This window comes from Oceanobacillus zhaokaii (assembly GCF_003352005.1).
GTDB classification, from domain to species: domain Bacteria; phylum Bacillota; class Bacilli; order Bacillales; family Amphibacillaceae; genus Oceanobacillus; species Oceanobacillus zhaokaii.
This window is the reverse complement of record NZ_CP024848.1, coordinates 2163993-2186690: the sequence shown is the minus strand read 5'-3', so window position 1 is coordinate 2186690 and position 22698 is coordinate 2163993. Positions and strand designations below refer to the sequence as shown.

At 35.1% G+C, this 22698-nt stretch carries 27 protein-coding genes; 26 read left to right on the top strand and 1 reads right to left on the bottom strand.

All coding sequences use genetic code 11. The features are described 5' to 3' along the window. Positions 1-51 precede the first annotated feature (51 nt). Together mntR and CUC15_RS11165 are read left to right on the top strand one after the other, a co-directional pair. Positions 52-471, top strand: a complete 420-nt coding sequence (mntR, locus tag CUC15_RS11170) for a transcriptional regulator MntR (protein WP_114916731.1) — start codon at positions 52-54, stop codon at positions 469-471. Positions 472-580: 109 nt separating this feature from the next. Beyond that, entirely contained in the window at positions 581-1474 is an 894-nt protein-coding gene (locus CUC15_RS11165) for a patatin-like phospholipase family protein (RefSeq protein WP_114916730.1), read from the top strand. Between the two features lie 75 nt (positions 1475-1549). Here the strand turns inward: CUC15_RS11165 and CUC15_RS11160 are convergent, their stop codons facing one another. Next, positions 1550-1927 (bottom strand): SA1362 family protein, encoded by a 378-nt coding sequence (locus CUC15_RS11160; protein WP_114916729.1) that lies wholly within the window; start codon positions 1925-1927, stop codon positions 1550-1552. A gap of 376 nt (positions 1928-2303) precedes the next feature. Here CUC15_RS11160 and CUC15_RS11155 point away from each other — a divergent pair, with 376 nt between their 5' ends. The 24 genes from CUC15_RS11155 to spo0A all read left to right on the top strand — a co-directional run bounded on the left by CUC15_RS11155 (position 2304) and on the right by spo0A (position 22682). Next, positions 2304-2795, top strand: coding sequence for a YqhR family membrane protein (locus CUC15_RS11155; protein WP_114916728.1), 492 nt, complete (start codon positions 2304-2306; stop codon positions 2793-2795). 136 nt (positions 2796-2931) lie between these two features. Further along, the gene (locus CUC15_RS11150; RefSeq protein WP_114916727.1) at positions 2932-3993 is read left to right on the top strand and encodes a M24 family metallopeptidase; all 1062 of its coding nucleotides are present in this window, start codon (positions 2932-2934) and stop codon (positions 3991-3993) included. A 25-nt stretch (positions 3994-4018) separates the two neighbouring features. Further along, on the top strand, positions 4019-4576 hold the full coding sequence (gene efp / locus CUC15_RS11145; protein WP_114916726.1) for an elongation factor P: 558 nt from the start codon (positions 4019-4021) through the stop codon (positions 4574-4576). A gap of 146 nt (positions 4577-4722) precedes the next feature. Then, positions 4723-5700 carry a stage III sporulation protein AA gene (gene spoIIIAA / locus CUC15_RS11140; RefSeq protein ID WP_205317599.1) on the top strand — a complete coding sequence of 326 codons (978 nt, stop codon included), beginning with the start codon at positions 4723-4725 and terminating at the stop codon, positions 5698-5700. After that, positions 5645-6157 (top strand): stage III sporulation protein SpoIIIAB, encoded by a 513-nt coding sequence (gene spoIIIAB / locus CUC15_RS11135; protein WP_114916724.1) that lies wholly within the window; start codon positions 5645-5647, stop codon positions 6155-6157. Before spoIIIAA ends, spoIIIAB begins: the two co-directional genes overlap by 56 nt. Before the next feature lie 18 nt (positions 6158-6175). After that, positions 6176-6376, top strand: coding sequence for a stage III sporulation protein AC (gene spoIIIAC, locus CUC15_RS11130; RefSeq protein ID WP_114916723.1), 201 nt, complete (start codon positions 6176-6178; stop codon positions 6374-6376). 11 nt (positions 6377-6387) lie between these two features. Next, positions 6388-6780 carry a stage III sporulation protein AD gene (spoIIIAD, locus tag CUC15_RS11125; RefSeq protein ID WP_114916722.1) on the top strand — a complete coding sequence of 131 codons (393 nt, stop codon included), beginning with the start codon at positions 6388-6390 and terminating at the stop codon, positions 6778-6780. A 42-nt stretch (positions 6781-6822) separates the two neighbouring features. After that, positions 6823-7998, top strand: coding sequence for a stage III sporulation protein AE (spoIIIAE, locus tag CUC15_RS11120; RefSeq protein WP_114916721.1), 1176 nt, complete (start codon positions 6823-6825; stop codon positions 7996-7998). 10 nt (positions 7999-8008) lie between these two features. Next, positions 8009-8629: a stage III sporulation protein AF gene (gene spoIIIAF / locus CUC15_RS11115; RefSeq protein ID WP_114916720.1), complete on the top strand. Its 621-nt coding sequence runs from the start codon at positions 8009-8011 to the stop codon at positions 8627-8629. Next, the gene (gene spoIIIAG / locus CUC15_RS11110; protein ID WP_114916719.1) at positions 8626-9261 is read left to right on the top strand and encodes a stage III sporulation protein AG; all 636 of its coding nucleotides are present in this window, start codon (positions 8626-8628) and stop codon (positions 9259-9261) included. The genes spoIIIAF and spoIIIAG overlap by 4 nt, the downstream gene beginning before the upstream one ends. Before the next feature lie 13 nt (positions 9262-9274). Further along, on the top strand, positions 9275-9847 hold the full coding sequence (locus tag CUC15_RS11105; RefSeq protein WP_114916718.1) for a SpoIIIAH-like family protein: 573 nt from the start codon (positions 9275-9277) through the stop codon (positions 9845-9847). Between the two features lie 522 nt (positions 9848-10369). Beyond that, the gene (gene accB / locus CUC15_RS11100) at positions 10370-10870 is read left to right on the top strand and encodes an acetyl-CoA carboxylase biotin carboxyl carrier protein (protein WP_114916717.1); all 501 of its coding nucleotides are present in this window, start codon (positions 10370-10372) and stop codon (positions 10868-10870) included. A gap of 13 nt (positions 10871-10883) precedes the next feature. After that, complete coding sequence (gene accC, locus CUC15_RS11095) at positions 10884-12239, top strand: acetyl-CoA carboxylase biotin carboxylase subunit (protein WP_114916716.1); 1356 nt, start codon at positions 10884-10886, stop codon at positions 12237-12239. Positions 12240-12272: 33 nt separating this feature from the next. Further along, complete coding sequence (locus CUC15_RS11090; protein ID WP_114916715.1) at positions 12273-12668, top strand: Asp23/Gls24 family envelope stress response protein; 396 nt, start codon at positions 12273-12275, stop codon at positions 12666-12668. Positions 12669-12794: 126 nt separating this feature from the next. Further along, positions 12795-13175, top strand: coding sequence for a transcription antitermination factor NusB (gene nusB, locus CUC15_RS11085; protein WP_114916714.1), 381 nt, complete (start codon positions 12795-12797; stop codon positions 13173-13175). A gap of 382 nt (positions 13176-13557) precedes the next feature. Then, positions 13558-14418 carry a bifunctional methylenetetrahydrofolate dehydrogenase/methenyltetrahydrofolate cyclohydrolase FolD gene (folD, locus tag CUC15_RS11080; RefSeq protein ID WP_114916713.1) on the top strand — a complete coding sequence of 287 codons (861 nt, stop codon included), beginning with the start codon at positions 13558-13560 and terminating at the stop codon, positions 14416-14418. Next, positions 14408-15757, top strand: coding sequence for an exodeoxyribonuclease VII large subunit (gene xseA, locus CUC15_RS11075; RefSeq protein ID WP_114916712.1), 1350 nt, complete (start codon positions 14408-14410; stop codon positions 15755-15757). The genes folD and xseA overlap by 11 nt, the downstream gene beginning before the upstream one ends. Then, positions 15754-15984: an exodeoxyribonuclease VII small subunit gene (locus CUC15_RS11070; protein ID WP_114916711.1), complete on the top strand. Its 231-nt coding sequence runs from the start codon at positions 15754-15756 to the stop codon at positions 15982-15984. The genes xseA and CUC15_RS11070 overlap by 4 nt, the downstream gene beginning before the upstream one ends. Before the next feature lie 2 nt (positions 15985-15986). Beyond that, positions 15987-16871 carry a polyprenyl synthetase family protein gene (locus CUC15_RS11065; RefSeq protein WP_114916710.1) on the top strand — a complete coding sequence of 295 codons (885 nt, stop codon included), beginning with the start codon at positions 15987-15989 and terminating at the stop codon, positions 16869-16871. Positions 16872-17049: 178 nt separating this feature from the next. Continuing rightward, positions 17050-17862, top strand: coding sequence for a TlyA family RNA methyltransferase (locus CUC15_RS11060; protein ID WP_114916709.1), 813 nt, complete (start codon positions 17050-17052; stop codon positions 17860-17862). Positions 17863-17888: 26 nt separating this feature from the next. Further along, entirely contained in the window at positions 17889-18338 is a 450-nt protein-coding gene (gene ahrC, locus CUC15_RS11055; RefSeq protein WP_114916708.1) for a transcriptional regulator AhrC/ArgR, read from the top strand. 34 nt (positions 18339-18372) lie between these two features. Beyond that, the gene (recN, locus tag CUC15_RS11050) at positions 18373-20082 is read left to right on the top strand and encodes a DNA repair protein RecN (protein ID WP_114916707.1); all 1710 of its coding nucleotides are present in this window, start codon (positions 18373-18375) and stop codon (positions 20080-20082) included. Positions 20083-20424: 342 nt separating this feature from the next. After that, positions 20425-21696: a SpoIVB peptidase gene (gene spoIVB / locus CUC15_RS11045; RefSeq protein ID WP_114918442.1), complete on the top strand. Its 1272-nt coding sequence runs from the start codon at positions 20425-20427 to the stop codon at positions 21694-21696. A gap of 176 nt (positions 21697-21872) precedes the next feature. Next, positions 21873-22682 (top strand): sporulation transcription factor Spo0A, encoded by an 810-nt coding sequence (gene spo0A / locus CUC15_RS11040; protein WP_278309214.1) that lies wholly within the window; start codon positions 21873-21875, stop codon positions 22680-22682. Positions 22683-22698: the final 16 nt, after the last annotated feature.

The window sequence follows — 22698 nt, the reverse complement described above, 5'->3', positions numbered from 1 at the left end:
AGAAATAGTTTTGCATTAACTAAAAATTATTTTACGAATAGAGGTATTTACATGCCAACTCCTAGTATGGAAGACTATATTGAACAAATCTATAATCTAATTGATAAAAAAGGCTATGCACGCGTTTCAGATATTGCTGAAGCATTGATGGTTCATCCATCCTCGGTAACTAAAATGGTTCAAAAATTAGATAAAGACGAGTATGTTGTTTATGAAAAATATCGTGGTTTCGTTTTAACTGAAAAAGGCAAGAAGGTCGGGGAAAGATTAGTTTTCAGACATGAATTATTAGAAGAATTTCTTAAAATAATTGGGGTTGATGATGAAAACATTTACGCAGATGTGGAAGGAATTGAGCATCATTTGAGTTGGAATTCTATTGATCGTATTGGGGACCTCGTGACATACTTCAAAGCAAGTGACAGTCGTGTAGATGAATTAAAACAAGTCCAATTGACAAATAAGGATTAAGACTCATTCGCGAATCTATTAATAATTACCCCGCTATCCAATAATATTACGAGTTCTAATTTATTTCGTTTTGCTTAAAATTAGTATAAAAAGCAAAAGGGGAGAGAGCATGAAAATTGATGCCGTCTTTTCTGGTGGTGGGGTAAAGGCCTTCGCTTATATTGGCGTGCTTAAAAGTATCGAAGAAAACAATCTTAGCTTGGAGCGTGTAGCAGGAACATCTGCGGGTGCGATTATAGCATCACTCGTTGCAGCTAATTATACGTTAGAAGAGTTAACTGCTACGGTAAATGAACTTGATCTGAAGCAATTTGTTGATCCACCAAAGTTTACGAGATATTTACCTATGAGTAAATGGTTCCTGTTATTTTTCCAATTGGGTATTAACAAAGGTGATTGCTTGGAGAACTGGCTCTATGAGATGCTAGCCGAGAAAGGTATTTATACATTTAATGATATTAAAGCTGGATATCTTAAAGTTGTAGTAAGTGATTTATCGCTAGGAAAACTGATTGTTATTCCTGATGATCTAGAACAAGTATATGGCATCAATCCGAAGAATTTTCCAATCTCGAAGGCTGTACGAATGAGTGCTGGATTCCCCTATTTTTTCATGCCGGAAAAACTCCCCAATAAAATGAGTAAGAAAAGTATTATTGTCGATGGTGGTTTACTAAGTAATTTTCCTTTATGGATCTTTGAAAATGGAAATAGTCAAATCAATCGACCCATACTTGGAGTAAAATTTACAGGTAAGATTGAAAAGATGAACCAACCTGCAGAAATTAGCAACGCATATGATATGTTCCATGCACTGTTTGCAACAATGAAGCAGGCACATGATGCACATTATATTTCGAAATCACAGTTAAAAAATATTTTATTCATACCAGTAGAGGAAGTCGGAGCAGTTAACTTTTATATTTCTAGGGAAACAAAGGAAAAGCTATATCAGTCAGGTAAAACCAATGCAGATAATTTTTTGAAACATTGGCCGAAATGAGCAGAAATAAGCTATTTTTCATAAAATAGTTTTAACTAACGATGAAAAAACGTAAAAAGAAAAGATCTGCTGCTCTTACAGAGAAGCACGATCTTTTCTTTTTGATTTATTCCCTTCAATAACTCTTAAATGAGTTGCAGTACGTTTATTTCTCTTTTTCCTTATTAGGTCTGGCTGCTTTTTATTTACTACTTTTGTATTGCGAATATTATCAGACTTATATTTTGCTTTTGACTGTCTGACAGCCTTTTTGTATTTTTTCATATCATTAGAAGGTGCTCTATTTCTGAGAAAGACAAAATAAAATACTGCAAATATTGCAGCACTACTTCCAATCACAATTAATATTGTGAAGAGAAAGTTCGCTGTGTCGGTAAACAGCTTAGAAACTAACCCCACGACTGCTAAACCTATAATGAGAAAAGTCAAGATCGAAATCGTTTTACGAACCATCTTTTGCCCTCCTTTTAAACTTATGGAACATTTACATCCTTTTAATAAATGTATACCACTAAATAGAAGTTTTATAGCTATCTTCTTAAACCTTTTTCATGTAATTGCTTATTACAAATTATTTCCTTATTTACATAAATTATTCAAGTATAATACTATTATTATAAAGCTTTTATCATTACTTTACTAGGTCTATAGATCTCAGAAAATCTAAAGTTAGAATTATTGGATAGTTTAGAAAGTATAAATGTTTTCTTACATAAGTGCAACTAAGGCTGTCATCTTAAATCTCAGTTAAACCTTAGTTTTCTAATAAAAATTTGCAGTTTGGTTGATATTTGAATAAATGGTCAATAATATCCCTGAGGTGGATAATATGGATGAAAATAAAAAGGCAGAGAAAAATGAAAATAAAGAATCACTATTACCTAGTACAATGTTAACTGGATTTGTTGGTGGAGTGTTTTGGAGTTTTGTAGGATTAACCCTGTCTTATTTTAACTTCTCTGAGCTATCACCAACAACCTTTATACTTCGACCATGGATTCAAGCAGAATGGACAGAAAGTTGGATCGGTAATATTATATCAATTGTAATTATCGGTATACTCTCCATAATTGTAGCCCTGATCTATCTAGTACTCTTTAAGAAGGTTTACTCTATGTGGATGGGCGTTGTGTTTGGTGCCATTCTTTGGGGTATTGTCTTTTATTTATTACAGCCAATGTTCTCTAATGTTCCAAAGATCACCGAGTTAACGCTGAATACAACGCTTTCTACATTTTGTTTATTTATTTTGTATGGAACGTTTATTGGATTTACAATTTCTTATAATTTTCATGATTCGGTGCGACAGAAACCCGATTAAGCGTATGAATGCAAGTATTCCTTTGAAATCAGATGCGAACAAGTTAAAAACAATATTCATATGGTATGATTTATGATAAAATTAAATGAGCTGAGTTTAATGGGATGAATAGCTGTTTGGGAGGGGAAAAGTAAACATGGATAAATTAGAGAAATTAAGAAAAGCCCTAGAAGCAAATGAACTTGACGCGATTCTTATTGATAGTCCAATTAATCGAAGGTATATTACTGGATTCACGGGAACATCAGGTATTGCGATTGTTTCTAAAACGGATAATCGTTTTATAACCGATTTCAGGTATACAGAGCAGGCTACAGCCCAAGCACAAGGGTTTAAGGTAATCGAACATAAGCAAGGAATTAACGCAGAAATCAAAGTCCAATTAAAAGAAATGAATTTGAAACGGGTTGGCTTTGAGAAAGATCATGTTACATACAGTCAATTTGAAACCTATCAAAAGGAATTTGATGTTGAGCTAATTCCTGTAAGCGGCATTCTTGAAGAGATCCGGTTAATTAAAGATAGTGATGAATTAGCAATTCTAAAAAAGGCAGCAAAAATTGCCGATGATGCGTTTGTACATATCCAGTCCTTTATTAAACCGGGTGTAAAAGAGATAGAAATATCGAATGAACTTGAATTCTTCATGCGCAAGCAAGGTGCAACTGCATCAAGCTTTGATACAATTGTTGCTTCAGGACTTCGGTCAGCATTGCCTCATGGAGTTGCTTCCAACAAGGAAATTCAATCTGGTGAATTAGTAACATTGGATTATGGTGCCCTCTATGAGGGTTATTGCTCTGATATTACGAGAACTGTTGCAGTTGGTGAAATCAGTGATCAACTAAAAACAATATATGATACAGTTCTAGAAGCGAATATGAGAGGAATAAAAGGGATTAAACCGGGTATAACAGGAAAAGAAGCAGATGCATTAACGAGAGACTATATTACAGAAAAAGGATTCGGACAATACTTCGGTCATTCAACAGGTCATGGGATTGGTCTTGAAGTGCATGAGGGTCCAGCATTATCTAGTAGGTCAAGTGTTACATTAAAACCAGGTATGATTGTAACCGTTGAACCAGGTATATACATCGCTGGTGTAGGTGGATGTAGAATTGAGGATGACCTCGTTATTACAGAAAATGGAAACGAAAGATTGACATTTTCATCAAAAGAATTAATTCAACTATAGTTCATGTCTAGGAGGAAAATAAGCAATGATTTCAGTAAATGATTTTAAAACAGGATTAACAATTGAAGTAGATAATGATATTTGGCAGGTACTTGAATTCCAGCATGTTAAACCAGGAAAAGGTGCAGCGTTTGTTCGTTCTAAGCTCCGTAACCTTAGAAATGGAAATATTCAAGAAAAGACCTTCCGTGGTGGCGAAAAAGTAGGAAAAGCACATATTGAAAATAAAAAAATGCAATATTTATATGCTTCAGGAAGCGCACATGCTTTTATGGATACTGCAACATATGAACAAATCGAAATTCCAGAACAGCAAATCGAACAACAACTTAAATTTATGAAAGAAAACATGGAAGTCCATGTCATTTCTTATGAAGGTGAAATTCTTGGTGTAGATCTTCCAAATTCAGTAGAATTAGAAGTTATTGAAACAGAACCAGGAATTAAAGGAGATACTGCCAGCGGTGGTTCAAAACCAGCTACAGTAGAAACCGGACATGTCGTACAAGTACCATTTTTCGTTAATAAAGGAGATGTGCTTGTTATTAATACGTCCGACGGTAAATATGTTTCCAGAGCATAATTAATTTAATGTATTGTATCAAAACAGTCCTCGCACGTGTAGCAGGGCTGTTTTTTTATGTTCAAAATTTATTAGTCCAACGTCATAATCTTAAAAGGTAAACATACATTATTAATAAGCTACAAAGAATGAAATGAGGAATCTTGATGGAAGAAATTTTACGATTATTTCCACCCGATATTAGACAGGCTGTCAAAGAAAAGGTTGGAAACCGCTGGAATATACTCCAAGAAATACGGATACGTATAGATAAACCGATGGAGCTTAGCTTCGATATGAAGACGGAATGGATTGGAAATAACCGCCCAAATCAACAGGATGGTTTATTCATCGTCAATCAACTAAGTGCGTTTTCCTTATATCGCATGGAGGATGAGCTTAGAGAAGGCTATATTACAATTGAGGGTGGTCATCGAGTCGGGATTGCTGGGAAAGTAAATACATTAAAAGGTTCGGTTAAAGCAATTCAACACATTACCTTCTTTAATATTCGAATTGCTAAGGAAAAAATCGGTGCAGCAATAGCATTGCTCCCATATATTTATGAGCAAAATTATTTAAATACGTTAATAATTGGTCCACCTCAAACGGGAAAGACTACGCTAATTCGTGACATTACAAGAGTAATTGCTAGCGGTTGGAAAAAGGCAGAGGCAAAGAAGGTAGGAGTGATAGATGAAAGGTCAGAAATAGCTGCTTCGATCAGAGGAGTGCCTCAGCATGATATTGGACTGCGTGCAGATGTGCTTGATGCTTGTCCAAAAGCAGAAGGATTAATGATGATGATCCGATCAATGTCACCAGATGTATTAATTGTAGATGAGATAGGAGGAAAAGAAGACATTGCAGCATTAATAGAGGCAATTAATGCTGGGGTTACAATAATTTGCTCCATACATGGTCAAGATTTGGACGAGTTAAAAAAGCGGCCTTCATTACAAATTCTTTTTGAGCAAAAGGTCTTTCAGCGCATGGTTATATTGGAAAAACAAAATAAACCTGCACAAATTCAACGAATCTATGATCAAAATGAGATAAATATTTTAAAGAAATCGAGGTATTTCGCAAATGAAGTGGATAGGGGCACTTCTTTTCATCGGTACAACTACATGGATGGGGTTTGAGTGGAGCAATAAATTAACTCAGCGGCCAAAACATATTCGCCAGCTTAAAAATGCATTGCAAATACTGGAGGCAGAAATTATCTATAGTCAATTACCATTACAAGATGCTTTTACCTCTATTGCAATGCAATTACCAGACCCGTTAAAGACCTTTTTTGAAACACTCGGTAATAACATGAAAAAAGAACATATCGATTTTCATATGGTATGGGAAAAAAATGTAAACAAATTAATGGAAATGTCGAGCTTAGGCGTAAACGAAAGAGAAATACTTAAGCAGTTCGGTCGTACATTAGGGCAGCATGATTTCTATCAGCAGCAGAAATACATTCAGCTATCCTTAACCCACCTTGATCGAGAGCTCGAGGATGCAAGGGATGAACAATATAAGTACAGTAAGCTCGCTAAAAGTATTGGTATATTATGTGGAATATTTATTGTATTATTGCTCATTTAGTGTGAAAGGGGAGTAACCATGTTTATCGACGCCTCGATTTTATTTCAAATTGCCGGCATTGGTATTATAGTTGCATTGATTCATACGATATTAAAGCAAATGGGGAAAGAAGAGATTGCGCAATTTGCAACTTTAATCGGATTTATTATTGTTCTCATTATTGTAATTAATGGACTATCTGATTTATTTCAGCAAATTAAATCCGTATTTCTATTCTAGGGGTAATAAACATGGATATATTACAAATTGTGATTCTCGGAATAATTGCAAGTATATTGTATATTATTTTAAAGCAAATTAATGCTTCATTTGCATTTATATTAATCCTAATTACAGGAATTATAATATTTATGTCCATCATCAATCAAATCGGAGTTATCTTTCAATTGATCCAAACACTTGGACAGAAGGCGAATGTCCAAGGTATGTATTTAGAAACCATCTTAAAGATTATTGGAATCGCTTATGTTGCCGAGCTTGGTGCAAGTTTAACAAAAGAAGCTGGACTAGGTGCTGTAGCAAAAAATATCGAGCTTGCTGGAAAGATTTTCATTCTCTTATTAGCAGTTCCAATTATTACAGCAGTAATTGAAGCGATTATCAGTTTTTTACCAGCTAGTTAAATTACCAGAAAATGTTTCATCTGAAGGGAGATATTAGGATGAATGAAATCTAATAAAATTGCAGTAATATTTCTACTTACATTCCTCTTTCTCTTCAGTGGACAAGCAAGTGTATATGCAGATCCATCTACAACTGAAGTAGAAGACGCACTGCTAGAAGAAATCTCCTTAGATAGTGTTCAAGATTATTGGAGTCAAGTTGTCGACGAATATGGAAACTATTTACCTGATTTAGAGAAAACTTCAATTTACGAAATGATCAAAAACCAAGAATCTTTTTCATTTAAAGATATAGCGCTGGGTTTTATTGAGTACTTATTTCATGAATTAATACTCAATGGAAAACTACTAGGAACGTTATTAATGCTCACTTTATTTTCAATTATATTGCAAACAATGCATGCTGCATTTGAGCAAAGCATGGTAAGTAAAATTGCGTATTTTGTTGTTTATATTGTTCTGATTTTTATCGCATTAAATAGTTTTTACGTTGCTGTTAGTTATGTGGTAGAAGCAATATCAACGATGAGCAGCTTCATGATTTCGCTAATCCCACTTTTATTAGGGTTAATGGCTTCGTTCGGAAACCTTGTATCCGTTTCTTTTTTCCATCCGATTATTATCTTGCTTATTAACTTGAGTGGTGTCATAACTTCTCACTTTATTTTACCATTACTATTTGTATCTGCATTATTAGTAATCGTAAGTAGTTTAAGTGAGAATTACAAAGTAACCCATTTGGCAAAATTATTAAAAAATGTTGGTGTCGGCACACTTGGCGTGTTTTTGACAATATTTTTGGGTGTTATGTCAGTACAAGGCGCAACAAGTGCAATTCAAGATGGCGTTGCGATGAAAACGGCAAAATTTATAACGGGAAACTTTATTCCTGTTGTTGGTCGCACCTTTACAGATGCGGCGGATACGATTTTAAGTGCATCATTATTGTTAAAAAATGCTGTGGGTATTGTTGGCTTAGTCATTATTCTGTTTTTTGCATTGTTTCCAGCAATTAAAGTAATTGCTATTGCACTTATTTATAAAGTTGTTGCCGCTATATTGCAACCAATTGGTGATGGTCCAGTGATCAAAACATTGGACACGATTAGTAATTATATTTTATATATTCTTGCTTGCTTATTAGCAGTATCACTCATGTTTCTATTAGCAATTGTTATCATTGTAATTGCTAGTAATATTACGCTGCTCTTGCGATAGGATGGTTACAATGGATACTCTTATAGAGTGGGTCACTCAAATAATCTTGTTTATTATTCTAGCAACAATTATCGATTTATTGATTCCAGCAACAAGCATGAAAAAATATATCAAATTAGTTGTTGGATTAATCTTGATTTTAATTTTATTAAAACCTATCTTTTACTTATTCAATATTGATATAGAAAAAGCCGTTGAATCCTCAATTCAATCAACACTTAACAAAGATATAAATAATGATTCACTTGGAAATTTAATAAAATTTCAAAAAAAAGAGATAGAAACTACTCAAGATGCATATATTTTAGAACAAATGGCTGTCCAATTAAAAGATTTAGCAAATGATTCTCTTAGCGAGGAATATCAGGTAGAGATAACTAACATTGAATTCCTCTTTGCAGCCGAACAAGAAATAACCTATGAGAATCTAAATGAAGTCATTGTACATTTATCAGAACTAGAGAATGGGGAGGGAGCTGTGAGTGTCGTTGAAGATGTCGTAATAAATACCGATAACCCAGTACAAAATGAAGGAAGTATAAATGAACAAGGAATAATTACAACACTAGAGAATATATGGGAATTTAATGACAAGGAAATCTCACTAAATTGGGAGGGAGGGTCATCTTGAAACAGATATTTAAAAACTTCTTTCGAACAAAAGATACAACAGGAGGTAATCATCCCATTTCCAAAAAAACTGGTTATATCATTGTCCTTGGTTTAATTGGTTTAATGATTATCATTTTGAGCAATTTTTTCTCACCTGCCAAAGAAGAGGTGGAGCTTGATCCAACTATAAATAGTCCACAAACTGAAGATATAGAAGTGACAAGTGCTGAAGAATCACCATTAACATCAGATGTCGCAGAATTAGAAAAGAATTATGAACAAGACCTGCAAGGAATGTTGAACAAAATTCAAGGTGTAACAGATGCAGAGGTCATGGTAAATCTTGAATCAACAAAAGTAAATATCTATGAAAAAAATTTGATTATTGGTGAACAATCAACAGATGAAAACGACCGAAATGGCGGGACAAGGAAAGTCGATGATCGTACTGAAGAATCGCAAATTGTCTTTGTAAGACAAGGTGATAAGGAGGTCCCGCTATTAGTGAAAACGGAAAGACCAAAGGTTAGTGGTGTGTTTGTTGTAGCGAAGGGTGCAGATCATGCTACAGTAAAAAGCTGGATTGTAGAAGCAGTATCACGTGTACTTGATGTCCCAACACATAGAGTTTCTGTAATGCCAAAGAGCTAAAAGGAGGATTTTTATGTTAAAAAAACAAACAGTTTGGTTATTGACAATGCTAAGTTTGATGATTGTGTTGAGTGTTTATTATATTCTTGGTGGCAGTAACAATGATAATTTAGCATTTATTGATAATGGACAAACAAATGAGGATAAATCTGTAGCAACAGATTCTGAGGCTACAGATAGTAATGGAGAAGCCGAAGTGACTGGTATTGGGAGTTCGAGTGAGGATGAACTTTTTACATCTATTCGAATGGAAGTGAGCGAAGACAGGAGTATGAAAATTGAACGTCTGGAAGATGTATTAGCGGCAAGTAGTTCCAGTGTGAGTGAGAAAAACCAAGCGAAGGAAGAAATCGATTTACTTCAGTCGACAACATCAAAAGAGAAGATATTAGAGGATACAATATTAAGTAATGCTGAATACGAGGATGTACTTGTGCGAGTAGATAATGATAAAGTACATGTTCATGTCCAAGTAGATGAGTTATCGGCGACAGAAGCAGATAATATTATGCAAATGACGAGAGACGAGTTTGGTGATGAGGTTACCACAGAGGTGAATTTCCAGCCATCAACCGATCAAGAATAGTAGTGTAGTAAAAATAGAGTGAAAATCCAGTTGTGATTAAACATCTGGATTTTTTTATTTTCACTCGCACAATCCCAGTGCAGTGTATTTCCGAAGTACTTGCCCGTGAGCTCTCAACACCATACACAGTTCATAATTTATATCATGTGCTTATATTTATTGAACTACAATTCGCATTACAGCTACAACACTGGTATAATTTCTAGGAATACTGTTCAAGATTTATACAAGTCTTAGGGGAAATTTGGGTTGAGTTGCTTGTTACGATTCTGAAGCTTAAAAAGGTAACTTCTGAATTAAAACCAAATTAGATTAGTTTGAAAAAGCGCTTATCATGAATTAATTCTTGAAGTAATCCATTATTTTCTTTAAAATGTTAGAAGGAGTTATTAGTACCTAATAATAATTTTCGCAGATATGAAGGTTTTTAAAACTTTCTCAATTGCATAAGGTTGTTGCATAAACGCTAACAACTTATTTTTCTAATATTTAATAATAAAACGAATAAATGAGGTGGCAAGTATGATGAAAGTAGAAGAAATCCGTGAATTAATTAATCAAGTTGATAAATCATCTATTAGTGAATTCACATATGAAGCAGAAGGAACAACAATTACAATAAAGAAAGAAGCGAATAAGCAATCTGTAATTAGTGACCTTGTAAGCAATGAATCTGCTCCAATTAAACAAGAAAGTGTAAAAGTAGAAGCTCCGGTTCAAGAAACGAGTGCAGAACCAGTAACTGCAGCATCAAGTACAGTCGATAATACAAAAGCAGATTATGATTATGAAATTGTTTCCCCAATGGTAGGTACATTTTATGCTAAATCATCTCCTGACAGTGAAAAGTTCGTTTCACAAGGTAGTAGTGTAGATAGCGATACAGTAGTATGTATCGTTGAAGCGATGAAGCTATTTAATGAAATTGAAGCTGAAGTTAAAGGTGAAATCGTTGAGATATTAGTAGAAGACGGTGAGCTTGTCGAGTACGGACAGCCACTATTCAGAGTAAAGTCAAAGTAAGGGGATGGAGTAAGTGATAAAGAAACTGTTAATTGCTAACAGAGGTGAGATTGCTGTTCGCATTATACGTGCATGCAAAGAGCTCGATATTGAAACGGTAGCCGTATATTCAGAAGCAGATAAGGAATCTCTACATGTCCAGTTAGCAGATGAAGCATATTGTATTGGACCAAAATTAAGTAAAGACAGCTATCTTAATTTCACGAATATCATCAGTGTAGCGAATTTAACAGATGTCGATGCTATCCATCCTGGTTATGGATTTTTAGCTGAAAACGCTGATTTCGCCGAGATTTGTAAGGCATGTAATATCACATTTATTGGACCTAGCGCAGAAGCAATTCAAAAGATGGGAATTAAAGATGTTGCTAGAGAAACGATGAAAAATGCGAATGTTCCTATCGTACCAGGTTCTAATGGAATTATTGCGAATGATGATGAAGGCCTTGAAATCGCGAGAAGTATTGGTTTCCCGGTAATTATTAAAGCTACTGCTGGTGGCGGTGGTAAAGGGATTCGAGTTGCAAGAACGGAAGAAGAATTAATCAAAGGTATTCAAGTAACGCAAAAAGAAGCTGAAACTGCATTTGGTAATCCAGGGGTATATATAGAGAAATTTATTGAAGACTTCCGTCATGTTGAAATACAAATATTAGCTGATAACCATGGAAATGTAGTACACTTAGGTGAAAGGGATTGTACGATTCAACGACGATTGCAAAAGCTTGTTGAAGAAACTCCATCACCAGCATTAACGCCGGAAATAAGAGAACAAATGGGTCAAGCTTCAGTAAAAGCTGCAAAAGCTGTGAATTATGTTGGTGCCGGAACGATTGAATACATTTTCGACCGTAAATCGAAACAATTCTACTTCATGGAAATGAATACGAGAATTCAAGTTGAACACCCAATCACAGAAATGGTAACTGGGGTTGACTTAATTAAAGAACAAATTAATATTGCTAATAATGAGGAACTTTCAATTAAGCAAGAAGATATCGAATTTAATGGATTTGCAATGGAATGCAGAATAAATGCTGAAAATCCTTTTAAAAACTTCATGCCATCAGCAGGTACAATTGATATGTATCTAGCACCTGGTGGATATGGGGTTAGAGTTGATTCAGCAGCATATACTGGTTATAAGATACCACCGTATTATGATTCCATGATTGCAAAATTAATAACTTATGGTTCGACTCGTGAAGAGGTCGTAAGTCGAATGAAACGCGCACTAGATGAATTTGTCATTGAAGGTGTGCATACAACGATTCCCTTCCATAGTTTAATTATGGACAATGAAATATTTCTAAAAGGTGATTTCAACACGAACTTCTTGGAAGAGAATCCAATAGTTGAAAAGAAGTAAATTCGTGAATTCTCATAAATAAGGAGTGATCGAATGTCTGAACAAACATTATTAAGCGTTAGTGACAATGATGCATTAGGAAAAGTAGAAATTGCTCCAGAGGTCATAGAAGTAATTGCTGGAATAGCTGCTGCAGAAGTAAAAGGGCTTTATGCAATGAGAGGTAATTTTGCTTCAGGTGTTGCGGAACGTTTGGGGAAAAAACCGCATAGTAAAGGTGTTAAAGTAGAATTAACAGAGAGTGGAGTTACTATTGATCTCTGTGTCATCTTACATTTCGGTGTTTCCATCCCACTTGTAGCTCAAGAAATCCAAACGAATATTAGACAAACTTTAATTAACATGACAGCAATTGAAATAGAAGAGATAAATATTCATGTTGTCGGGATTCAAATGGAAGGTAAAGATTCTACAGATGTAGAAGAATAAGTTGGAGGTCAAAAGATTGTATCTTTTGACCTCTATCATTTTTAGGCAGTCGCTGATTACACAATCTAGCATTGCCTTCTTAATCATGTTATTATTTGAAAGAGAACGATAAGGGAGCAATGAACGATGAATCGACATACTGCTAGAGAAAAGGCATTTCAAATCCTTTTCCAACTAGATATTAATGATAATGAACCACAAGAAGCAATTGCAGCATTCTTAGAGACAGAAGAAAGTAATATATTTTTAAAAGGGTTAGTTGAAGGCGTGACAAATGTGAAGGACGAAATCGATACGATTATTACAAATAATCTTGAAAACTGGTCATTAGATCGTATCGCAGCTGTTGAGAAAACAATCTTACGAATTGCCACATATGAAATACGGTATATGGAAGATATACCAAGAAACGTATCCATCAACGAAGCAGTTGAATTAGGCAATGTTTATGGTGATGACAAATCCGGTAAATTTATTAATGGGGTATTATCAAGAATAGAGAAATAGAGGCTATTTTATAATTAGGCTCATTTCTTATCGTTTGTTGCTATTTAGATAAAGTGCGAAACTAGTTTAATGGCTAAAGGCTCTAGGACCAATCTCCAGAAATACATTACGCGCACCTTAGGGGAGCTGGTGAGCCTACTCACGCTATCGCGCTTCTTAGTCTCACTCCGCTGGGGTTGTGAAGAATTATTTATAGGAGAGTAGCTTACCACTGACAACTGGCGTTGATAGAAGTAAAGGATTGAAATCTTTTGTGTGAATAGCAACATCACTACAGATCTGAAATCAAAATTATTACTAGTTAGCACTTACATCATCTGATGGTTACATGAATACAACAAACTTTAAAAAAGCTCTAAATTATTATAGGGGTGGGTATTTTATGACAGCAGAAATAATTAACGGTAAGGATTTAGCGCAAGAATTAAGGATTGAAATGAAAGAAGAAGTATCAGAATTAATTCAAAATGGATTAACGCCACACTTAACTGTTGTATTAGTTGGAGATAATCCAGCATCAAGATCCTATGTTAAAGGAAAAGAAAAAGCTGCTAGTGAGGTTGGGATAACATCCTCATTAGTTGAGTTGCCTGATTCAACAACAGAGGAAGAACTTTTTCAACTAATCCAAAAATTAAATGAAGATCCCGGGGTTCATGGCATCCTAGTTCAGCTTCCTTTACCAAAGCAAATCAGAGAACAGGAAGTTATTGAGACCATAGCTCCAAGTAAAGACGTAGATGGTTTCCATCCAATCAGCATCGGACGGATGATGACTGGTGAAGATACGTTTCTGCCCTGCACACCTTATGGAATAATAACGATGCTGAAATCAAGAGATATTGAAATTGAAGGGAAGCATGCTGTTATTATAGGTAGGAGTAACATTGTAGGTAAGCCAGTTGGACAACTGCTCCTAAACGAAAATGCTACCGTTACATATTGTCATTCTAGAACTGATGATTTAAAGGCGTACACACAGAAAGCAGATATTTTAATTGCAGCAATTGGTCGTGCTAATGCAATTACTAGTGATTATATTAAAGAGGGCGCAGTAGTAATTGATGTTGGAATTAACCGCTTAGACAATGGAAAATTAACTGGAGATGTAGATTTTGATGGAGCAATAGAGAAAGCATCCTATGTCACACCAGTGCCAAAAGGTGTTGGACCAATGACGATTGCAATGCTGCTAAAGAATACAATTAAGGCTGCAAAAGGACTCGCAAGCGTTGGAAAATAAGTACTTAACAGTCGCTGCCCTCACAAAGTATATTAAACGTAAAATTGACGTTGATCCACACTTAAAAGATGTATTGTTAAAGGGGGAAATATCAAATTTCAGTCATCATAGTCGCGGACATATGTATATGACGATTAAAGATGATCAAGCAAAGATTCAGGCAGTAATGTTTGCAGGAAATAATCGATATTTAAAATTTAAACCCGAAAATGGGATGAATGTATTAATCAGAGGTGAAATAAGTGTTTATGAAGCCTTTGGTCAGTACCAGCTATACATTCAGCAAATGGAGCCAGATGGAATAGGTTCTTTATATTTAGCCTTTGAGCAGTTGAAAGAAAAATTACATAAGCAAGGTTATTTTGATCAAGGTCACAAAAAAGAAATCCCTTTGTTTCCAGAGCACATAGGCGTCATTACCTCGCCCACTGGTGCAGCAGTACGAGATATTATTACGACGATTAAGCGAAGATACCCAATTGTACAGGTTACAATCATACCAGTTCTGGTTCAAGGAGAAAGTGCAGCTCGTTCTATTGCAGATGCAGTCGATTTAGCTAACAATTTAGATTTATTTGATACGTTAATCGTAGGTCGAGGCGGCGGTTCAATTGAGGAGTTATGGGCGTTTAATGAAGAAATTGTGGCAGAATCCATTTTTCGTTCTAAAATCCCGATAATCTCTGCTGTTGGCCACGAGACAGATATTACGATAAGTGATTATGTAGCAGATTTACGCGCACCAACACCGACTGGAGCTGCTGAGCTTGCAGTACAGTCACAGATTGAATTAAGGGAAAAGATAGATACACTAACAAGATCACTAACGAGAGAATTAACGAATGAAATGAGAAATCATCAGAGGCATCTGGAACGCTTAAAAGGGGCTTATGCTTTTCGATATCCAGAACAGCTTATCAAGCAAAAGGAACAGGCACTTGATAGCTTTGTACTGAGCTTACAAAAAGAGATGATTGCAACTAAGAAAGAAAAAGAAACAAGATTATTAAATCTTTATAAACGATTAATTACTCAGCATCCACAAAAGCAACTCGAGCAATCTAAAATCAAGCTTGATGAAAAAATAAAATCGCAAAATTATTATATGACTAAATTACTTGAAAATAAATCGATACAACTTACAAATACAATTGATAAATTATTCTTAGTTAATCCGCTGGAGATTATGAAACGTGGATTTTCCTTATCATACACGGCAGGGAATGAAATTATTAAATCAACTAATCAAGTGAAAGCAAATGATTATATTAAAATTAAATTAAGCGATGGTAAAATAAATTGCCAGGTAGTGGAAGTAGAGGAGGAAAGTAAATCATGAAAACAGATGAACTTACGTTTGAAGAAGCAATGGAGAAGTTAGAAGCTATCGTAGAGAAACTGGAAGAAGGGGATGTTCCTCTTGAGAAGGCGATTAATTACTACCAAGAAGGAATGACGCTTTCTAAACTATGTGGGGATAAGCTCAATTCCGTTCAAGAAAAAATGACGCAAATTATGAACGAGCAGGGGGAATTTGCCCCATTTGAAATACAGGAGGAACAGTAAACGTGCCAGTACATCTTACGGATTATATGAACCATTATATAAAGATTATCGAGCAAGAAATAAGAAATCAACTTGAAAAACTAAAAATCCCTAAACAACTAAAGGATTCGATGCTTTACTCGATGAATGCTGGTGGTAAAAGACTTCGCCCAATTTTATTAATTGCAAGCTACGAGGCATTTGCAAATGATTATAGAAAAGGATTATCGTCTAGTGTTGCACTGGAAATGATTCACACTTATTCACTTATTCATGATGACCTGCCAGCTATGGACAATGATGATTATCGCCGTGGAAAATTAACGAATCATAAGGTGTTCGATGAAGCAACTGCAATATTAGCTGGGGATGCATTGCTAACTTATAGTTTTGAAGTAATTGCGAATGATCCCTTATTAAATGATAAGGAAAAAATCGAGATAATCAAAATACTGTCTCATACGAGCGGGCCAAATGGAATGATTGGCGGACAAATATTAGATATGAAGGCAGAGAATAGCGAAGTAACATTGCAAGAACTAGAGAAAATTCATGAGCTAAAGACTGGCGAATTAATTAAATTTGCAATCTTAACTGGAGCCTATCTAGGGAATGCAACAAAAGAACAATTGCAATATCTTGAAGAATTCGCATATTATTTAGGTTTGATTTTCCAAGTGCAGGACGATATTCTTGATGTTACTGGTGATGAAGCGAAATTAGGTAAACGGGTAGGCAGTGACGAAGAAAGTATGAAGAGCACTTACCCTAGGCTCCTTGGGATTGATGGTGCAATTGAATTAAAAAACCAATATGTAACAAGGGCAAAAGATGCTTTAAAGAAAGCAAAAGTAGAAGATTCTTATTTAATGAACTTAACAGAACATTTCAGCAGACGGGACCATTAGAAAATGTATATATAGCATTCTCATTAACAGCCGTTTTCACATATGTGTTAACGGCTGTTAATGTTGCTCGACGGGAAATCATACTAGCTTTTTTGTTTTTAATTTGTCTAAAAGATGATGAATTTGATATAGTAATGATAGAAAACAATACAGTGACACAGGAAAAGGGTTAACACAAATGAGCAAAAAACGGTTGGATGAATTATTAGTTGAACGAAATCTAATAGAAGATATTGATAAGGCAAAGCGTATCATAATGGCTGGGCTCGTGTTCAACGAGCAGGAACGTTTAGATAAACCAGGAATGAAAATAGACGAAAATATTACGTTAACAGTAAAAGGAAAATCCATTCCATATGTCGGTCGTGGCGGGTTAAAATTAGAAAAAGCGTTAAAAGTATTTAATATTTCGGCCGAGGGTAAAATTTTAATTGACGTAGGATCATCAACAGGAGGTTTTACTGATTGTGCCTTACAGCATGGAGCGAAGCTTAGCTATGCGATCGATGTTGGTTATAATCAATTGGACTGGAAATTAAGAAACGATGCTCGTGTAGTTGTAATGGAAAGAACTAATTTTCGTTATGTTACACCAGATATGCTAATAAAAGGCACACCTAATTTTGCAAGTGTCGATGTTTCCTTTATTTCTATAAAAAAAATACTGCCAGTGCTAAATCAATTGCTCGCGCCACAAAGTGATGTTGTTGTCTTGATAAAACCGCAATTCGAAGCTAGGAGAGAGCAAGTAGGTGAGAAGGGGATTATTAACGATAAAAATGTTCATCTAGAGGTATTACGTGAAGTGATTGCATTTGCAACTGATGAGCAATATGAATTAATAAACTTAACATTTTCACCAATTACGGGCGGGGAAGGCAATATCGAATTTTTAGCCCATTTAGGCTGGATGACAGGGAACCAGCACCGGCGTGAGGTTATCGATCAAATCGATAATATTGTTGAGGATGCCCATACTTCGCTAAAATAGAAATTAAAACGTACAGGGGGTGTAACATGAGTAAGATTCAGCGGCATTTGAAAATACGTGAATTGATTTCTGAAAACGAAATTGAAACGCAAGATGAACTTGTTGATCGTTTACGATCATTAGGGAAAAACGTGACCCAAGCGACTATCTCTCGTGACATAAAAGAACTGCAATTAGTTAAGGTTCCGACAAATAATGGCACATATAAATATAGCTTGCCAGCCGATTCTCGGTTTAATCCATTTGAAAAACTCAAACGATTAATTGCTGACGTATTTGTGAAAATTGATCATACTAGCCATTTTATTGTTTTGAAAACCTTGCCAGGTAATGCACAGGCAATGGGAGTGCTAATTGATAATTTGGACTGGGAAGAGATAATGGGGACGATTTGTGGGGATGATACATGCTTAATCATATGTAGAACAGAGGAACAAGCGATTGACCTCAAAGAACGCTTTATTAACATGTTATGATTATGTGTACTTTTTAATGAGGTGAATGATATCCATGCTAACAGAATTATCAATTCGTGATTTTGCAATAATCGATGAAATTTCAATTAATTTTAATGAAGGGTTAACCGTGTTGACAGGGGAAACAGGGGCTGGGAAGTCTATCATCATTGACGCAATCCAATTATTAGCTGGCGGTAGAGGATCAGTAGAGTTTGTACGGCATGGTACGAAACGGGCGGAAATTGAAGGGTTATTTTTCATTCCTAATGACAAACATGCTATTTACAATGTTGGCAAGCAATTTGGGATTGAGATTACAGATGAACAAGTCGTTCTCGAACGAATTATTACAATCTCTGGCAAAAGTATATGCCGTGTTAATAGTAAGTTAGTTACCTTAGCTATATTACGGGAGTTCGGTAAGACATTGATAGATATACACAGTCAACATGAAACCCAATCATTAATGGATCCAGAGCACCATCTCGATCTACTTGATATGTATGATCCGAAGTCAATGGCAAAAGCAAAAGAAGAATATAGTCATTTATATGGCAAGCTAACTTCTCTAAAAGCACGTTATAAAAAGCTAAGTGAAAATGAACAAGAAATAGCACATCGCTTAGACCTATTAGAATTTCAAAAAAAAGAATTAGAACAGGCAAACCTTTCCCCAAATGAGGATGTCCTGCTTGAAGAAGAAAGAAGTTCACTTGTTAACTTTGAACGCATTTATCAATCACTTCAGGATTCGTATACCGCTCTTTACGGAGAACAAAAAGGGCTGGAGTGGCTAAATCAAGCACAATTAGCATTGCAGGATAGTAAAGCATATGATCCTTTTATTACGGAGAAGGCAGAAGAGCTTTCGAATCATTATTACGCACTAGAGGAAATTACTTATGCACTCCGCAGTCAACTCGAAGAATTACAATATAACCCAGAGCGCTTGAATGAAATAGAGAATCGTTTAAATGAAATAAATAGATTGAAGAAAAAGTATGGATCAAATGTTACAGAAATACTTGAGTATATGGCGAAGGTCGAAGAGGAATTAGAACAAATTACAAATAAAGATTCCCATCTTTCTACATTGAATCAACAAATAGAAGAGATAGAAAAAGATGCATACCTAGAAGCAGTACAGCTACATGATATTAGGAAGAAAGCAGCCAATTCTTTAACGAAAGCAATTTATAAAGAATTTAAAGGACTGTATTTAGAGAAGGCTTCATTTGCTATTTCCTTTGATAACGAAGAAAATCATTTGAATGATGGCAAGTATTTACTAACTAAGGATGGATTCGACCAGGTTCGTTTTATGATTTCAACGAATCCAGGGGAACCGCTAAAAGAACTGAGCAAAGTAGCTTCTGGTGGAGAACTCTCCCGTATTATGCTAGCACTAAAAAAAATCTTCGCAAAACATCAGGGTGTAACAAGTGTAATTTTTGATGAAGTAGATACAGGTGTAAGTGGACGAGTTGCCCAAGCCATAGCTGAGAAAATATATCAGATTTCTGTTGATTCACAAGTTCTTTGTATTACGCATTTACCACAAGTAGCTGCTATGGCAGATACACATAAATTCATTAAAAAAGTTGAGAAAAACAAACGAACGATTACACAGATGGAAGAATTAACAGTAAAAGATCAAATTAATGAACTAAGTCGGATGATTACCGGAACAAAATTAACCGAAACTGCGAAAGAACACGCAAAAGAATTACTTGAACTCGCCTCAACATTTAAAGCAGGTTGAAGTATAATATTCGTTATAAAGTCAGAAGCTAGAGTATACATTTATTTACCGATGGAGGGAATGAATGACATTCTAAGCATCTGGCTTTTTTTATGGATATTAACTACAAATCAGTTGATTTTAAATTGAAATAAGGGTTGCCTGCCAATTATAAACAGGCATAAAAGCAATCTGTTTACAGAACAGCTTATACATATGTTTTCAATAAAAATAGAGGTAATCTTAAACATTTTTCATAAGTATATCCAGTTTAAAATGACCTGTATTAGGTCAAATTAGGTGTATAGAAAGAGTAAAGTGGTATGGGTTAGGTATAGGAGTGTGAAACGGTTGAATAAATATATGAATACGATTCGAATTTGTATTGGCGTTATACTCCTGATTGCATGTATTGCAATCCCCCTGTCTACTCCAGTACAGAAATATTTAACGATACCCAATGAGCTTGTAACAATTCAAAATGAAGAGCCGATTGAAATACCAACTCTGGGCAAAGATATTGCCATGGAAACTTCTGATGAAAGTGTACTTGCGATTGATTCCTCAGAATTTTATGCAAAAGAATCGGGGAAGAGCGAGTTAGTATATGAAGCAGCTGGTGTTCCAATTAAAAAAGTAGACTTATCTGTATTAAATGACATTCGCGTTGTGCCTGGTGGGCAATCAATTGGTGTGCAATTACACACCCTCGGAGTTCTTGTTGTGGGACATCATCTTGTAAATGGTACTGAAGGTGGAAAGTCACCAGGAGAAATTGCGAATATAAACGTTGGAGATGTTATTTTGAAGATAAATGGTGAGCCGATTAAATCGATGAATGAAATAAAAAGTTATGTTGATGAGGCAGGTAAGGTTAATCGTGACTTAAATGTAACGATTAAAAGAGGAAAGGAAGAAATCAAAACAACCCTTCATCCTGTTTTAGATAAACAAAATAATCAATATAGAATTGGTTTATATATACGAGATACTGCTGCCGGAATTGGTACGATGACTTTTTATGAACCGATATCAAAAAAATATGGCGCATTAGGGCATGTTATCTCTGATATGGATACAAAAAAACCAATCGAAATACACAATGGAACTATTGTAAGGTCTTCAGTTACTGCAATTGAGAAAGGAAATAATGGAACCCCTGGCGAAAAGCAAGCCAGCTTCTCGGTTGAAAATAATAAAATTGGTACAATAACAAAGAATAGTCCATTCGGGATTTTTGGTGAACTTAATCAGGCAGTTGAAAACGAAAAATATAAAGAAGCACTACCGATAGCTTTATCACATGAGGTAAAAGAAGGGCCTGCAAAAATACTCACCGTTGTAGAAGATGAAAAAGTAGAAGAATTTGATGTGGAAATAGTGAGTAGTGTAGCACAGAAGTTCCCAGCAACGAAAGGTATGGTAATTAAGGTTACAGATCCTGAATTACTAAAACGAACAGGTGGAATTGTTCAAGGTATGAGTGGCAGTCCGATTATCCAGGATGGAAAAGTAATTGGCGCGGTAACCCATGTATTTGTAAATGATCCAACATCCGGATATGGTGTTCATATAGAGTGGATGTTACAGGATGCAGGCATAAATATTTATAAATCAAATAAAAAAGCAAGCTAATCAATTAACTTGTAGTGGAATTCTCCATTACAAGTATTTTTTTGTGTTCGTAAATGCTCTTGTTTATTTAAACTATTTTAAGGGAAAAGTAGCAATAGAAAAATTATTTAAAGCTTTTTGAAATAAAAAAAGGATAATCGCAATTTTTGTAGAATAATTAGAATAGGATATGACTAATCGTTACATATATAAAAGGAGGGGCAACTTTGGAAAAAACTAGTATAGTTTTAGTTGATGATAATAAGGAACTTGTACAAATGATGGAAGAGTATTTTGATGAACAACCAGATATTGAGGTAATTGGTAAAGCATATAATGGCAGAGATTGTTTAATGCTGTTAGACGAATTAGAGCCAGATGTATTAATATTAGACATTATTATGCCACATATCGATGGATTAGCAGTACTTCAGACAATTAAGAACAGAGATAATCAACCAACACCAAATGTAATTATGCTAACTGCTTTTGGTCAAGAAGAAGTTATGAAGAAAGCAGTCGATTTGGGTGCATCTTATTTTATATTAAAACCATTTGATCTAGATAATTTAGGTGATCAAGTCCGTCAAGTAAAAGGAAATTATACTGTTAATAAGAGTATGAATAAAGGAACGAAAAAGGATAAAAAGAAACTGGACCTAGAGGCAAGTATTACAAATATTATTCATGAGATTGGCGTTCCTGCACATATTAAAGGTTATATGTATTTAAGAGAAGCGATTACAATGGTTTATAATGATATCGAGTTACTAGGATCTATAACGAAAGTACTCTACCCAGAAATAGGCAAAAAGTTTAATACGACAGCATCGCGAGTAGAACGGGCGATTCGTCATGCTATCGAGGTTGCATGGAGCAGAGGAAATATAGATTCAATTTCAGCATTATTTGGATACACGATAAATATTTCAAAAGCAAAACCAACCAATAGTGAATTTATCGCAATGGTCGCTGATCGCTTACGCTTAGAGAATCGTGCCTCATGATAAAGAGAATTTCTTA

Bases quoted from the DNA above. Each gene is read 5' to 3' on its own strand.
- CUC15_RS11070 (WP_114916711.1), top strand. From the start codon at position 15,754: ATGAAAACAGATGAACTTACGTTTGAAGAAGCAATGGAGAAGTTAGAA.
- CUC15_RS11090 (WP_114916715.1), top strand. From the start codon at position 12,273: ATGTCTGAACAAACATTATTAAGCGTTAGTGACAATGATGCATTAGGA.
- ahrC (WP_114916708.1), top strand. From the start codon at position 17,889: ATGAGTAAGATTCAGCGGCATTTGAAAATACGTGAATTGATTTCTGAA.
- folD (WP_114916713.1), top strand. From the start codon at position 13,558: ATGACAGCAGAAATAATTAACGGTAAGGATTTAGCGCAAGAATTAAGG.
- mntR (WP_114916731.1), top strand. From the start codon at position 52: ATGCCAACTCCTAGTATGGAAGACTATATTGAACAAATCTATAATCTA.
- CUC15_RS11060 (WP_114916709.1), top strand. From the start codon at position 17,050: ATGAGCAAAAAACGGTTGGATGAATTATTAGTTGAACGAAATCTAATA.
- efp (WP_114916726.1), top strand. From the start codon at position 4,019: ATGATTTCAGTAAATGATTTTAAAACAGGATTAACAATTGAAGTAGAT.
- spoIIIAA (WP_205317599.1), top strand. From the start codon at position 4,723: ATGGAAGAAATTTTACGATTATTTCCACCCGATATTAGACAGGCTGTC.
- CUC15_RS11160 (WP_114916729.1), bottom strand. From the start codon at position 1,927: ATGGTTCGTAAAACGATTTCGATCTTGACTTTTCTCATTATAGGTTTA.
- CUC15_RS11105 (WP_114916718.1), top strand. From the start codon at position 9,275: ATGTTAAAAAAACAAACAGTTTGGTTATTGACAATGCTAAGTTTGATG.
- CUC15_RS11150 (WP_114916727.1), top strand. From the start codon at position 2,932: ATGGATAAATTAGAGAAATTAAGAAAAGCCCTAGAAGCAAATGAACTT.
- CUC15_RS11155 (WP_114916728.1), top strand. From the start codon at position 2,304: ATGGATGAAAATAAAAAGGCAGAGAAAAATGAAAATAAAGAATCACTA.
- spoIIIAC (WP_114916723.1), top strand. From the start codon at position 6,176: ATGTTTATCGACGCCTCGATTTTATTTCAAATTGCCGGCATTGGTATT.
- CUC15_RS11165 (WP_114916730.1), top strand. From the start codon at position 581: ATGAAAATTGATGCCGTCTTTTCTGGTGGTGGGGTAAAGGCCTTCGCT.
- nusB (WP_114916714.1), top strand. From the start codon at position 12,795: ATGAATCGACATACTGCTAGAGAAAAGGCATTTCAAATCCTTTTCCAA.
- accB (WP_114916717.1), top strand. From the start codon at position 10,370: ATGATGAAAGTAGAAGAAATCCGTGAATTAATTAATCAAGTTGATAAA.
- spoIIIAF (WP_114916720.1), top strand. From the start codon at position 8,009: ATGGATACTCTTATAGAGTGGGTCACTCAAATAATCTTGTTTATTATT.
- spoIVB (WP_114918442.1), top strand. From the start codon at position 20,425: ATGAATACGATTCGAATTTGTATTGGCGTTATACTCCTGATTGCATGT.
- spoIIIAB (WP_114916724.1), top strand. From the start codon at position 5,645: ATGAAGTGGATAGGGGCACTTCTTTTCATCGGTACAACTACATGGATG.
- spoIIIAE (WP_114916721.1), top strand. From the start codon at position 6,823: ATGAAATCTAATAAAATTGCAGTAATATTTCTACTTACATTCCTCTTT.
- recN (WP_114916707.1), top strand. From the start codon at position 18,373: ATGCTAACAGAATTATCAATTCGTGATTTTGCAATAATCGATGAAATT.
- spoIIIAD (WP_114916722.1), top strand. From the start codon at position 6,388: ATGGATATATTACAAATTGTGATTCTCGGAATAATTGCAAGTATATTG.